Origin of the sequence: Caballeronia sordidicola, from assembly GCF_000729995.1 — a bacterium.
Taxonomy (GTDB): domain Bacteria; phylum Pseudomonadota; class Gammaproteobacteria; order Burkholderiales; family Burkholderiaceae; genus Caballeronia; species Caballeronia sordidicola_A.
This window is the reverse complement of sequence record NZ_JNFG01000009.1, coordinates 97,455-111,141: the sequence shown is the minus strand read 5'-3', so window position 1 is coordinate 111,141 and position 13,687 is coordinate 97,455. Positions and strand designations below refer to the sequence as shown.

Below are 13,687 nucleotides of genomic sequence, written 5' to 3'. Positions count from 1 at the left end.
CGAGCCTGTGTGAAAACGCATTGATCGCCTAAACTGAATCAACGCACTAAGATCAGGTGACTCATGAAGCGATTCGTTGAAGGCGATGACCGCAAGCAGGTCGCACTACTTCCCGAATGCGTCGATGACTACATTGGACAGGACAATCCGGTCAGGGTCATAGATGCCTTCGTCGACGAACTGGACCTTGCGGAACTTAGCTTCAACGGTACCGAGCCGGCGCTTACGGGCCGCCCCTCCTATCATCCGGGTGTGATGCTCAAGATCTATATCTACGGGTAATGGGTATTTTCGCGCCGGAACGGCTGCAACAAGCGCGGTAGGAGCAGGCCTTTGGATTCACCACTGCTAGCATGGATAATATAGACGCTTCACTTTTTCTTTCTCCTAACCTGCAAAGTATTCGAAAGCTCGTTGCAGACACTCATAGTCAAATGGTGAAAAGCGTCACAGTGAATAAGTTCGACAATTTCCCGACCGCACAAATTTATCTGAAACGATACGTCGATCTTTGCACGTTCTCAGGTCTGAAAACGCTTGTCGAGCAGTCGGTAAAGGCCGCTGTTCTTACCGTCGGTTCTGACGGAAATTACAGTCTTAACACAGTATCAACCGCGGCTGCGGCAGCGAGTGGTGGACAAAACACGCCTGCCGCTGCTGCGGCAGCAGCAGCGGCTGCGTCCGCAGCAACGACGGGTACTGTGCATGCAGTGCAACCAACTCGTGACCATTAGCGACCATTATTCCGCGCGAAGAAAATTATCCGGCGCCTAGCTCACGACTATACTGAAACATATATATTCGCCACTACTCCACTCTCAAATGAGTTTCGTTCAACGCCTTCGTTATTGAGGCCGGAGCGGCATTTTGACTAGCTGGCGTACGTGAGAAGTTTTCAACGCGGGACAGATTTACTTTCGTTTGTGCATGCATTGGACCCGAGTCCGAATAAGTCAATTCTCATGCTCAAAGAGCGGTTCATATTTCGCTGAACGGACCAGCATAATGTTCCGAACGTACCCGCGGTTTATCTGGAAAAACGTTTGTCCGTATCCAGCAACGGGTGTCTTCGACTTATTGGAGGTCATTTCGACGTTGCCCCACCACCTGCCTTGATTGCATCCTGGCGTTGCTGCGCAAACCTTGCGATCGCTGTATACCCCTCCCAACCCGCCGTTATAGCAAGCGAAGGTCATCGCATAGGCGTCGTCCGCGGTTTCCGCATCGACATGCAGATATTTCCAGCAAGCAAGGTTGTTCCTAACCACCAGTGCGCGTAATTGCATTGTCGCATTATACCGATCACTGTACTGCCATGTTTGTAGTGTGGGATCCAAGGCCTTTGTTTCTGTGAATGCGTTAAATCGTTCGGTTCCGTTCGCGTTGTAGGCGATTGTTAACTGACCGAGACCGAAACCGTACTCTCGTGAAGTTTTCAGTTCAGCGTGCGTGTTCCAGCATCCATTCGAAGTTAAAGTGACACATGTCTCTTGCTCGATCTGCCCAGCAAGTAGAACGGGCCGCGTCATCTGCGGCCATACGTCCTTCTGTTGAACCATCAATACTGGCACATAAAGTGACGCGTTGGGCGGTAGGGTAGGAGGCATGTCAGGTCCGGATTGCCGCGCCTTGCATCAACACGAATGCAGCTAACACCAAACACACTCCAAGGAAAACCAAACCGGCGCCGGTGGGCGCTTCTAAAGCTTTGGATGCAAATGCGTGCATGTCGATCCGATGGAAAAAGAGTCTTCTCAAAACATGACTTAGCCCAGCGGCCCAAAATCCTCCACCCATAAAGGTAATCCACGGTGCAAATTCCGGTTCACCCAACCCGCGCGCTATCGGGACGGCGATCCTCACCAATAACCAGCCTAGGAGCAGCGCAATCACTACCCGCGGAATGTCCGTCATTAAAATCCGACGCGCCGTTGGAGAATTCAGATTCATCGTTATACTCCTGGTGTAGATACGCTCGGTTTCTTGAAAATTTACGCCTATTTAAAAAAGACTACCCTGTTGTTGAGTGCCTGAGACTTATCGCTCGGTGCCCTGCGCGTCATCTCCTGCAGTTGCGAACAAAACGGCTCCTGAAGCTTGATGAGACGGGAATTTCATCGATGACTCGTCCCATCCAGACAGCCAATCTCACGCCGCCCTTCATTATGAACGCGAGTCTTAATTCCCGAGGTCGTCGTGGGCCATGTTGTCCCCTGCTAACTGTGTGGGGCGGCATCCGCGTTTCGAATTCGAATACCAATTGATTCGGTCGGTCTAAGCCACAAAATAGGCTAAGACGAACAGAGTCGTCTTTAAACGTATTCTGAATAGGGTCGTCGTATCGTTGCGCGTCTGGGCGGACTCGCGCGTGCCCTGACTTTTCAGATTTTCTTAATTGACTTAATGCACGGTGGCTTATTCCGGCGGAAACATTTTCCATCGCGGAGTTCAGCCAGGTGGGCATCGATGTTCCGAAATAGCTGCCGCAGAAAGAATGAATGTACCCAGCCTTCGCAAGTGGGTCGACAGTGCCCGACGTCTGAGGTACATCGGTGGGCATGTCAGCGCGCCACTCCATGCGTCGCATCGCAACCAAATATGTCAACGAGCGTAGCAGCAACATAGCACCCCCATCGTTTCTACCTGCATGGTCACTGCAAACGCATTTTGCGGATGATAATTACAATTATCTTATTTTTGAATGCCACGAACTTCCGCTGGAAAGTACTCCCCTTTCGGCGAAACCCTTAATTTCCTTTTCTGAGGAAACGGTCTCATTACTCGCCCGATTGAGTCTGTGTGATATCGCACAGTTCGTAAGCGTCATCTGAAGGTCGCCCATGTACAGGCAGTTGGACTCTGTCCAAAGTAGTCCCAACCAAATAAGTGACGGGGACTACTTTGTCTATAGATGAGATGCAGATTTCCAATCGTAAGGGCCGCCCGAACTACGATCCTGCCTACAAACGACAGATCGCGATCGCGGCCTCCGGTGGCTATGGCCGAAGAGGCGAGGTCTCCCACCACCAACTCTCGACCGACTGGTATTTGAGTGGAAGCCCAGCGCAACATTGAATTGATGTGGCTCACAGGCCGCTTGGCACCGGACTTTAAGACCATTGCGCGGTTTCGCAAAGACAACGGCAAAGCGATCCGCAGCATCTGTCGTCAGTTCGTCATGCTATGCCAACGCTAGGACCTGTTCGCCGAAGCGCTCGTAGCTATCGACGGCAGCAAGTTTAAGGCGGTAAACCATCGCGACCGCAACTTCACGAGCACAAAACTAGAGCGGCGCATGCGCGACATTGAGGCAAGCATCGGCCGTTACCTAGTGGCGATGGACACGGCGGATCGGCAAGAACCCACTATCGCAAAGGTGAAGACCGAACGGTTGCCGCCTTGCGGGGACATCGACCGTCAACCTCTTATTTGGAGAAAGATGTTCGCCATGAATCTGACTTGAATGTACTTGCGATCGTTACTAGTATCTCCATCGAAACGGTAGTAAGCAGCTTGCATCGGTGTCTTGATGATCGTCTAACCTTCAATAACGGGGATCCGAGATGAAGCTGGCATTGCGCGTCGTCGCTTTTAATGCCCTATGTGAACTGTCGATTCTTTTGGCCATGGCGCAAACGCCGGACGACGTCTTGCGTTCGCCCGATATCTGTTCCGTCCGTCTGTCGTTATTGCGGCAGCGCCTCAATGCCGTGCGGACGGACGAGCAACGCACTGCTGCCGCTGCCGAAGCTGGGCGCTGGGCTTGTTATGCGCCCGAGCCCGGTCATCCGACACTGGTAGAGAAGCGCGACTACATCGAAAGAATCTCTCGCTATGCCACCGATGCGGAAGCCAAGTACCACGTACCCGCGGCGGCGATTGCTGCAATGGCGCTCGTCGAAGCGGGATATGGCTTTACGCGCACCGCTCAGCAAGCCCACAATCTGTTCGGATGGAAAGCACCCGAGCACGGCGCGAATCCGCACTATGTTCTCGCATGTCAGGATACGGCGGGAGAGTTCGGCAAAGCGGACGACAACCGCTGCTATGTAATCTTCGACAGCGAGCAACAGTCGGTCGACTACGTGGCGGGGCGCCTGGCATCCGGCTTCGCGGCGAACTATGCCAAGGCGGACGCTCGCTACCAGAAGGAGACGATCGCAGACATCCCGGTGATCGTGCGCACACAAAACTGGATAGCGGGAATCGCAAGGCCCTATAACTGGCAGCCTTTGACCTACGCACGAAATATCTGCAGGATGATGCGGGATCCCGTGAACGGCAGCGACGAAATCGATGTTGACCACAACCTGTATCGTCTGTCGTCCAAGGAGGGAGAGCAAGTTTCCGTCAGCGCCTTGCCTGCCAACAGCCGCTCCTGCAACACCATCACCGTTCCACCGAAGTAACAACCACGTCGAAACGAGCAATGGAGGCGCGCATGCAGCGAAGCACACGCGTTAGTCGAACGAGAGCCTCATCCGCTGCAGTCGCCCTAACGCTGTTGATCGTTAGCCCGATCGCTTGCCGCGCTGATCATGCGCCTGATCGCGCCACCATCGTCGCGCAGATTAAGGAGAGCGCGGAGCACACTACGGGCAAGCCGCCGGAGGAGATCCGCACCACTGCGGGCAACTGCGTGCCAGGCGGCGTTCCGGCAGATTCGCCGTTCTGGAACAGCGTGCTCATCGATTACAAGAATCTTTCGGTGCAAGACTGCTCGCCGACGATCAAAGAGCCGACAGTGGAAGGCGGCCATCTCACGGGACGCGCGTTGCTGCTGCTTCCCACGGCCGCTCAGGCTGCCGAATGGATCGTGTCTGCCTGCGAGACTCAGGGATTGAGCGGCGCCTTACTGCAAAAGTGCGCGACGAATGTGTGGGATTATGTCAACGGTCAGAACAACCTGCAGTTTGTGATCGCCGGGGTCATCACGGAGCCGAATTCCGAGGGGTATCTGACGGCTACCGAAGCACCTAACGCAGCGTGCAGCAAACTCGCGAAGGCCCAGGTCCTCTATTCCTTCAGGGATGGCATTACCGTCAAACTCAAGGGACAGCCGCGCACATCGTTCCGTGCGGGCATTGAGGGCGGATGCCGGCCGTATCAGCCGAAGGATCTCGCCGCGCTCATAGTGACCGACCCGGCGACGGTAGCCATTTACGGTCGCGTGGCGGGTTTGACGAGAGCCCTCTACAGCGCGTGCACACACGCTGCACCGCCGACTGACGACGCGTGGCGCGACCTGATAAAGTCATCGATGATCAAGGCATGGAGCAGCAACCGCTATTCGATGATGGACATCGTGGCTCAAGCGATCGCCGCTCCCCGCGGCGCCTGCAGGCTTGTTCTCAAGTAGGCTGCGCCCCTGCGTTGCGCGGAACAAGTGACGCATCAAGCCGCCAACACCTCGGCATCCGCGACGGCAGCACTGAACGTCAACGCCATCGACGTCCTCAGCAATCAGATGCGCTTGACGCATTCGTGACTTCGCGCTGCGGCGACTAAAGGACATGCTGACCGTTACGCGTGCGGTTTCTTCGGCTCTCGGCCCTCGCACTCGCTGTATTTGTGCTTCCGATCGGCCAAGGCGACCTCGAGGGGAAAACAGTTGGTAGTGCGCGCTATGCGACCTACAACCCGGGCAAGTGCACAATAGACGTTCAGTAGAAAAATGAAAGGCTGAGTGCACGACGCACGTACTTCTTCATTTGACAGATTCCTTTCATCATGCAGCAGCTGTCACACCAACCGGACAGTTGCACCAATCATTCCGATACTCTCTGTGTGGTAACCCACCTACGAGATCAAATAAAACACTGCCAAAGCGCAATTTCTCCATTAGATTTGAATGGAGAGATACTTGATTGAATTGAATAGGAACTGCGGCACGTGTGGCTCGGGATTTGGGTGAGGTATTGCTGCAGGCAGTGGTTTGCGAAGAATGCCACCAGCCACCCCTCACTGCACTGTCGTAATATTCCGCGCGATCCGTCATTCGAATTGGGCCAGTCGAGTGGATCATGACGAGCACAATTTTCGGCATTCCCCGAATGTGGTTGTTCGCTGCCATGTGCATCACATGTGGCAGTTGTCTTGCAATTCCGACCCTAGACTGTAATCCAAACAGAGGGCAAGTCACCTACGACGAGCCGGCCGCACAAGAGCAGGTAAACGCGGACTGGGAAAATCAAACGTACCCCGCGTTTGCGCTGTTGGGTGCGACGCAGATTGATTTTCCAAAGATAAACCCCGAGCGCATCGAATATCTTGCCGCGATCACAAAAAAAACCGTGCATCTCGGAACGGGAAAGTACAATTACCAGGACATTTCCTTAACCGCAGACAAGCTAACGGCATTGGCACCATTGTCGTCAATATATGTCGACGACGACACCGTTTTGCTTCTGTTCCTGAGCGACAAGCAAACGGGATGGAAATGCAACGCCGTAAGACATCGGCTATTTGTCGCTAAAGTTTTGAGCATCCGGGCCAATATAGTCACACTGAAATTTGGCGGATTCACATTTACTGCGCCAATCGATCAACTTGGAAACAGCACGCTTTATGAAGTCAAAGATGTGCCGGCAACGATGTCCGGCAGGATTTTTGTGTTGACTCCCTCAACGTTATATTATTGGCTTCAGAAAACTTCGAACGCTTATTCACAATCTTTCAAGCAAGCCAATGCTGTGCATCGCACCAATATCGTGGAGGCGTATCTCGCAGTCGGTTCCAGGTACGTTAGGATGGCACAAGCTCACCTTCAAAAGACTGTGGTCTACGTTAACGATGAAGACCTTTGGGCAGCGATCAAGAGCCAGACCGCCTCCGAAGTTGACTGTACGCAAAACCGCGCGCAAGAACTATGTGTACTCGCTACCGCAATGAGGAAATCTGAAGCCGACGCGAGCACTACCGCGTTCAAAATAACTGATTCCGTTTTCAACGATTCGGGTGCATCGTTCGGTTGGCAGCAGATGGATATCGGAGTGAGTGATCAGGCACGAGCGGAGGCCTTCCTCCTTTTCTCGACGCCGGAGTGGCCGAAGCAAAGGCTACAGGGCTATATGAATCAAATCCGAAAATTCAATATTTTCGCGCTTTCCGGACTGTACGGCGAGTTCGTCCCATTTGCAGACTCAAAACTTACAGGAAGAAAGAATCAACTGGTAGTGGTGGCGGACTATGCCACCGGAATCTCTCATGAGCTGGCGAAATCCACACCCTTCGCAAATCTTCCGAAACAGATACCAGATGATGACCGGCGACTGGTTCGCCTCCTGCAGGCGGATCGAGCGAACGTCGGCGGGACGCGTATAACGGTTACGCCCAAGTCAAGTTCAATCTGCGACGTTATTGACGCAACGCCCGACAGGCAAAAAGGTGCAGTTCGGCACGATCGTTGGGTCAACATTGTGAACGCCTACAACAGCGCTTATGGGACGAGCATTAGCACGTGTGACTAGAAACGAAATTTTTGACCGGTGGACTCGCCAACGGGCGCACAACGCGCGGAGGTATCAAGAAATGAAGAAAGAACGTATCTATATCTCGCCTCTTTCCAAGATCGCAATATTTTATGTTGTGAGCAGCGTTGTCGTCGGTTGTGCCCAGTGGACTTACCCGACACAAACAGACGTTACAAAACAAGAGAAGGAAGTTCCGACGCTGAATACCATCGCTACACGGCGGGCTTATCTTCTGGTCGTTCGCAATGACATGATTGGAACGAAGGCGCAGCTCCAAAGGATCGAAATTGGCTTGGACGCAGGGATTCTCGGGGGGGCAATTATCCTGGCGCTCGGAACGGCATTGCATTGGGGTGCCTCAAAAAAGAGGTCGCTGTGCGAGCAAACCACATTCTGCTGATTGGTCTTGCAACGGTCGCGGCACCTTGGCATGTGCTAGCGCAAGGTCGTGTGGACGTTTGTAAGACAACAACGGCGCCCATTAACGCGCCTTATGTGGCCAACGGGATTAACGCGGGCGTATCTCCGCCGGGATTCGTAAATCTTCCCGGTAACGTTCCGGTTTTGCATGGTGCGGATGTTTCTAAGTATCAGGCAGATGCAGACATGATCCAGATTGCGCGGTGCGGTGGAACCTTCGCCTATATCCGCGTCTCGGCTGGAAGCGATTGGACCAATGAGACGACGTTCTCTGCCAAGTGGGGAGCCGCGCAGCATGTGAAGCTTGTGATTGGCGCCTACCATACCCTTACATTTGTACCTGTTAAACCAGAGAACGCCGCGTCGCTAACTCAAGATGCTATCGAACAGACATTTTCTGATCATGGAGTCACGCAAGCAAGATTGTTCCTTGAGAATTTTCGACAACTCGTCAAAGTTGACATAGAAAACAAGATCACGCCTGAATATTTACCGCCGGCTGTGTCAATAATCGGCGTACCCTCCACCGCGCAATGGGCAGGAAACATGACCATCGAGCGGTACCAACGCGTCATTTGCTCATTTGTCGAAACGGTTGAACGTGATCCCTTACTCGGTGGTAAGCCTCTTGTTTTATTCACTGATGCGGGCACATTTGATCAGCAGAAGCTCGCCGATGTTTCCTGTCTGCATCGTGTTCCCCGAATCGTGTGGCTGAAATATCCTTCTATCGGAGCGATGGGCATCCCTCAAGAAGGGAACGACGTGGATACTCGATTGGTCGAGCGCCTATGCCATCCGATCGACGGTTCGCGCAGGTGTCTGTTTCACCAGTACACAAACCTTGGAGGCGATGCGCTCGGCAGTGTTGGACCAGGGTTGGATCTAGACCGTTTCATTGGCACGCGGAAGAATCTGGACGACCTCATTATCAGGAGTCGTTCGTGAATATCCCTCAATATATTTGCATTATCGCTCTTCTAGTTGCGAGTTTTCTTCATCCCGCACTCACGCAAGAAATAACACAGCAACGCGCTGTGCCGAGCGCTGACGTGAATGCAGCAACGATTGGGACTGCTAAAGCGCTTGGGTGCCTTCCTCGGTACGCAGCGCCAACATCGGTTTTCAAAAATCCGCCGCCGCCAAAGACCTCCTCCGATTGGGGAATTCTTTCAGATCGATTCCTCGATCTCACGGTTTGGAAAAAGCCAGTTCAGGTCCGTGGTGGGTTTGACTTGTACGATGGCCTGATCCGCGATGGGGTCACTTTCGACATGCACGTCGCCCGAGATTGCGGGGGCGAGTTTGTTTTCATTCGCGTGAGCGGGCAACAAGCTATATTTACTACGAAAGCGAAGGTGCTTTGGAAGGATGCCCAGAATTCTGGGATAGAGGTGTATCCGTACCATTTCCTCGGTATGGAAGGCGATATAAGAGACACGTCGAGCTTCTTGCGGGGCAAACATTTCCCGTACTCAGATAGCGATCTCACACTCGTTGACGCACAACTAATGCAAGATGCTCGGCATCAGGCGCAGACTTTTCTCGACGGATATGAGGCAACCAATCCCGCCGCTCAGCCCAGCTCTCAACTGGGATTCCCAAGCTACATCGCTATCGACATCGAACAGCGCCTGTCTGACGCGGCCGGAGCAAATGACCCAAAAGCCAGACTTCAGTATGGACTTGAATACTACAAGATGGCGTGCGAATGGATTAACACGGTAAAGGCGAAGTATCCGAAAGCAACCACCCTGCTCTATACCATGCCCAGTATTAACAACGAATACAGCTTGCTCGACGTCGGGTTTAGAGGCGGGAATTGTCTACATAACGTGCCCATATGGGTTGCCAATGACACCACGCACGGTGGACATCCGGCCGACGATGCATCCAATCCTCGCACAAGACAAATGACGCGTGACCTCTGCTTCGGGGAGAGCAGCCCCACTGACCGGTGCCTGTTTCATCAATACACCAGTCGAGCGACAGTCGCGGTTAAAGATACACGCAAGATAAAAAAAGACCCGGCCGAGATAGACCTCGACCGGTTCCACGTAACGCAGATCGAATGGCGTTGAAGGTCCCACCCCAAATCAATGGTCTGGGTCTATCAAATTCGTCGAAAAGCTGTTCTACGGTTGCTGGCACAATGGGTGAAGGCGATCTCGCGAAGGTGCGCGACGAGGATTACGCTGGCAAGCAAAAGAAAGATAGGGCTTTGTGATTGGTTTAACTAAATATTCGAACTAGTCGATATGGAATTGGCTGGGGTAATCGAGCCTATAAAATTGACATTTAAACGGTCATCATTTCTGTGTGATCGAGGAAATTTTAGTTGCTATCGCGGTTTATGTTTGTAGGTCGCCCAGCTGTCTCTCTAACATCGCTTTATGCCGATGACTGGCGATCGTGGGGCGGCACGTCTCTCGATCTGAGTGCAGATCGACGGGCTTATAGCCGAAACTCTGCGCGCCGTCATGCACGTGCTTCTCATCTATGACGTAGGTCATCGCGATGCACGGGAAATTATTAGCAGCGCTTTGCTTTAACAGGCCAACGGCACGATCAAGGACTAATTTACTGCACTGGCAGTCAAGAATAAGGAGGCTCTATGCGCTCGCGATTCTCTGCATGGCTGGCGTGTCCAATGTTGCTTCTATTTGGTTGCTCGACAACCAGCGGCCCCACCCCCATCGTCAATAAAGACGGTGCCATTTCCCAACCGGCGTCGTCAGGTTTGACAGCTGCTTTCATCTCGATGAACAATCAGGCTCTGCAGGACTACAATTCGAATGCCGGAGCCCAACTCGATAGTTCGCAGCGAATGTTGGCAAGCGGCCTTGCGCTAGTCGCATCGAACTGTAGTGAATTTTTCGCAAGCGCCGCCCAAAACCAAAAGTGGATTATTTTTTCGCGCGATACCGTAGGTGCGGTGGGAACGCTCGCGACCTCCATTCTTTCATTGACTAGTGCGAGCAAAACAGCCGTCTCGGCAGTTGCGATAGGAACGGGAGCGGGTTTTACCGGACTTGATCTATATTCCAAGGACTTTCTGTTCTCTGCAGAGAACATAAGTTCCGTACGCGACCTCACGATGACCGCACTGAAAGTTCATCGTGCGGCTGCGTTGAAAGCAGCCCCTGCAACCTATCCAGACGTCGTGCTCGCATTGCAATACAACCAGGACCTATGCACGCCGATGAGAATTGCAAGTCTGGTTCGTCAGGCTATCGCTACTGGGCATGTGTCTGCGGACGGATCGGATTCTCAAACCTCGCCGATAACAACGCAGGACATCCAGATCGCAAGCGATTTGGGAAAATCGTTGAACCCGCCTGGTCCTCTTAAAGGCAGGCAGATAACAGCACTTTGGTGGTTGTTCCAAGGTACACCGACCGTTACCGAAATGCAGCTCTTCATTTATCCCATTTTGAATAGTATGTCTGTAACCAAGGGGAATGCTGAAAACTGGTACAGAATGCTAAACGATACCGCGAAGACCGATATCAATTCGGAGCTCAACAAGCTGAGTGCAGGTAAGGAACAAACTATCAACGAAAGAATCGCGGAGCAACGACAAGAAGAAGTTGCATTTTCGAAAGCACAAGAATACGTCGCTGATGCACAGGTAAAGGCGAGTAGCGCGCAATCCGCTGCGGCCAACGCAATCGCGGCGTCCGCCCCTGACGCGGTTTCTGCGGCGGTGGCGGCAGATGCGGCTGCAACCATGGCGTCGGCAGCAGCAGCGGCAGCACCTAAGCAGCCTCCCAACTTATTACTGAACACCCCGGATAACGCGCCGGCCAGTAACCTTTCCCACATTACGGTGACAATTCACTGAAATTTCTGTATGGAGATCCATCATGTTCGTCCGTCTTCCGACCGACTCACGCGGCTGGTTGTCAGCCAAGATATAGCCGATCGCGCTCCGACATGGCCGATCAACCTTAATTTATGTCAGATCGATATAGCCCTGACCGCGAACAGTCATCCGACTGAAAGCGGTAAGCTCGCTGTTCTCGCCGGTCACCTATGGCCTCACCCAACTTGGATTGTTCCATACCATGCGTAAGCGGCCCACGAGGGCACCGAGCGATGGGTCCAACGCAGTACCGGTTTGGCGCAGAATCCGCGAGGGATTTTCCCGCGCTCGGTGCCGCGATTTCCTTTTGCCGTGCGAGTGTAACTCGTACTGAGTTCGCGGCGCTCTGCGACGCTAGTCGCGACGGGGGTTCTAGGCCTACCCCCTGGGGTGAACATGGGTCGGCCCGGGTCGGTCCTCGATCAGCTTTGTAAGGTTGGCTCCAAGGCATCTCGGGCCAGCCTCGCTCTCGTTGTTCGACCCCCCCCCCGCGCAGCCACTGTGAGCAACTCATCCCCCGCCGCCGGCGCTCGCCTTCAACTGCTGGAAGAGGGTTTTCCCATGGGCCTCAATCTGGTCTGCCAAATTAGCTGGTGTCATCGTCGGGCAAAGCCTATCGCTACTTTTCATGGGGCTGCCCGCGCATAGAGTGCGGTGACTTCCCGGGAATACGAGATAAATAACTGGGGCAGGCAAATCAATGTCGCGAACCTTTGTGCAATCGCCGCTCGCAGGGTTAGTCGCGGTGCAAACGCTGTGGCCAAGCTCTTCGTGCAGCTTTATCGAACCTTCGCCCAAGCTGTATTTCGGTCCGCCGTCACCGACAACGGCATAAGCGATGTGACTCCCGGACACCACTGCGGCCAAGTCGCCGAGATGAATGCCGGCCTGGGTTACGAGTGTCGAAGGAATAACAATGAACGGTATTTTCCCGGCACTCAGGCTTTTGCCATCGGCGTATCTCAGTGAAGTGTCAGGTTGACGCGTTTGGTCACCCTGAAGCGTTCCCGCTCCGTCGGTGTCGAGCGACATCTTCGCATCGAACAAGATTGTTCCATCTCGAAGTTTTAGGAGCACTGTGTTCCTGATCGGATTCGGCTTAGAAAGCACTTGTCCAGGCTTGGTGCATTTAGAATTCGGCTTGCCATTGACGCGAAGTTGGTCGTCGCACCAACGCCCGCAGCCCTGGACGTGCTGGCCACCGACCGTTCCCGTTGCACTACATTCAGCAATCGCTGCCCTCCAGTCGCTTGCGATTGGCGCTCCCGTTAAGGTCATCCCGCTGAAAACTGCAGCTGAAGTCGAGGGTGGCGTATAGGTCTCGGCTTTCGCTATCAAAGCAACCAGCGTCAGAAGCGCACAAACTGCAAGCCTAAGTTTCCTATGCATCTTCTTCTCCGCCATTTTTGTGTTTGCCCATCCAACACCGTCCGTGCGCGCCCCGACATGCGCAAGCTCTAATGCCTCAGCGCAACTCCAGCGATAAAAAAGAGAATCCCTGCGAAGAAGGAGCCGCTCATCGTCCAAAACAGTTGATAAGGGAACTGCCAACTAGAATGTGAGCCCATGAGTGCATCTCCAATCAGCCGTGCTGCGGTAATTTGGTAAAGGAGACCCGTTCCAATAGACAGACTCAGAAACCCCCAGGACGCCAGCAGCCATCCATCAATGTAAGGCCGAAGGGCTTCGCTTTCGGGAACTCCAAGTACTTTTCGAAGAAAGAAGGTCGGAAGCACTAACGCGGCCAATGCCATTTGTACGCAGCTCTTCGACGTGTCAACCCAAATTGACATCATTCGAACAAAGTTTTCCACGTGTACATCTACCATGGCTTTGACCCTCTCTATGGCCGAGTTCAACTTCCGGGAAACCCCTTCGACATCGCAGCCGACGCCATCCCAGCGCCGAGCGATAAGGAAAGAGCCGACAG

Annotated in this window: 11 protein-coding genes and 2 pseudogenes; 10 read left to right on the top strand and 3 right to left on the bottom strand. The window is 53.4% G+C overall.

Translation table 11 applies throughout. The features are described 5' to 3' along the window. Positions 1–63 precede the first annotated feature (63 nt). Both FH08_RS0109930 and FH08_RS51750 read left to right on the top strand, forming a co-directional pair. Positions 64–279, top strand: a pseudogene (locus tag FH08_RS0109930) (IS5/IS1182 family transposase); the annotation flags it as partial. A 74-nt stretch (positions 280–353) separates the two neighbouring features. Continuing rightward, the gene (locus FH08_RS51750; protein WP_152602782.1) at positions 354–734 is read left to right on the top strand and encodes a hypothetical protein; all 381 of its coding nucleotides are present in this window, start codon (positions 354–356) and stop codon (positions 732–734) included. Between the two features lie 219 nt (positions 735–953). Here FH08_RS51750 and FH08_RS0109920 read toward each other — a convergent pair whose 3' ends face one another. Both FH08_RS0109920 and FH08_RS51300 read right to left on the bottom strand, forming a co-directional pair. Beyond that, on the bottom strand, positions 954–1,607 hold the full coding sequence (locus FH08_RS0109920) for a hypothetical protein (RefSeq protein ID WP_051888055.1): 654 nt from the start codon (positions 1,605–1,607) through the stop codon (positions 954–956). A 1-nt stretch (position 1,608) separates the two neighbouring features. Further along, positions 1,609–1,950, bottom strand: coding sequence for a hypothetical protein (locus FH08_RS51300; protein WP_031358172.1), 342 nt, complete (start codon positions 1,948–1,950; stop codon positions 1,609–1,611). A gap of 1,105 nt (positions 1,951–3,055) precedes the next feature. On the opposite strand from FH08_RS51300, the pseudogene FH08_RS50330 reads away from it, so the two are divergent. The 8 genes and pseudogenes from FH08_RS50330 to FH08_RS0109860 all read left to right on the top strand — a co-directional run. Beyond that, positions 3,056–3,394, top strand: a pseudogene (locus FH08_RS50330) (transposase); the annotation flags it as partial. Between the two features lie 169 nt (positions 3,395–3,563). Continuing rightward, positions 3,564–4,409, top strand: coding sequence for a glucosaminidase domain-containing protein (locus FH08_RS0109900; RefSeq protein WP_031358171.1), 846 nt, complete (start codon positions 3,564–3,566; stop codon positions 4,407–4,409). Positions 4,410–4,441: 32 nt separating this feature from the next. Then, positions 4,442–5,359: a hypothetical protein gene (locus FH08_RS0109895; protein ID WP_152602781.1), complete on the top strand. Its 918-nt coding sequence runs from the start codon at positions 4,442–4,444 to the stop codon at positions 5,357–5,359. A 664-nt stretch (positions 5,360–6,023) separates the two neighbouring features. Further along, positions 6,024–7,469: a hypothetical protein gene (locus FH08_RS0109885; RefSeq protein ID WP_031358169.1), complete on the top strand. Its 1,446-nt coding sequence runs from the start codon at positions 6,024–6,026 to the stop codon at positions 7,467–7,469. A gap of 61 nt (positions 7,470–7,530) precedes the next feature. After that, a complete protein-coding gene (locus tag FH08_RS0109880) occupies positions 7,531–7,872 on the top strand; it encodes a hypothetical protein (protein WP_031358168.1) in 342 nt (113 codons plus the stop codon). Further along, a complete protein-coding gene (locus tag FH08_RS0109875; protein WP_152602780.1) occupies positions 7,848–8,840 on the top strand; it encodes a hypothetical protein in 993 nt (330 codons plus the stop codon). The genes FH08_RS0109880 and FH08_RS0109875 overlap by 25 nt, the downstream gene beginning before the upstream one ends. After that, the gene (locus tag FH08_RS0109870; RefSeq protein WP_152602779.1) at positions 8,837–9,973 is read left to right on the top strand and encodes a hypothetical protein; all 1,137 of its coding nucleotides are present in this window, start codon (positions 8,837–8,839) and stop codon (positions 9,971–9,973) included. The genes FH08_RS0109875 and FH08_RS0109870 overlap by 4 nt, the downstream gene beginning before the upstream one ends. 569 nt (positions 9,974–10,542) lie before the next feature. Continuing rightward, the gene (locus tag FH08_RS0109860; protein WP_031358165.1) at positions 10,543–11,736 is read left to right on the top strand and encodes a hypothetical protein; all 1,194 of its coding nucleotides are present in this window, start codon (positions 10,543–10,545) and stop codon (positions 11,734–11,736) included. Positions 11,737–12,267: 531 nt separating this feature from the next. Here the strand turns inward: FH08_RS0109860 and FH08_RS0109855 are convergent. Beyond that, the gene (locus FH08_RS0109855; protein WP_152602778.1) at positions 12,268–13,308 is read right to left on the bottom strand and encodes a glycoside hydrolase family 75 protein; all 1,041 of its coding nucleotides are present in this window, start codon (positions 13,306–13,308) and stop codon (positions 12,268–12,270) included. Positions 13,309–13,687 lie beyond the last annotated feature (379 nt).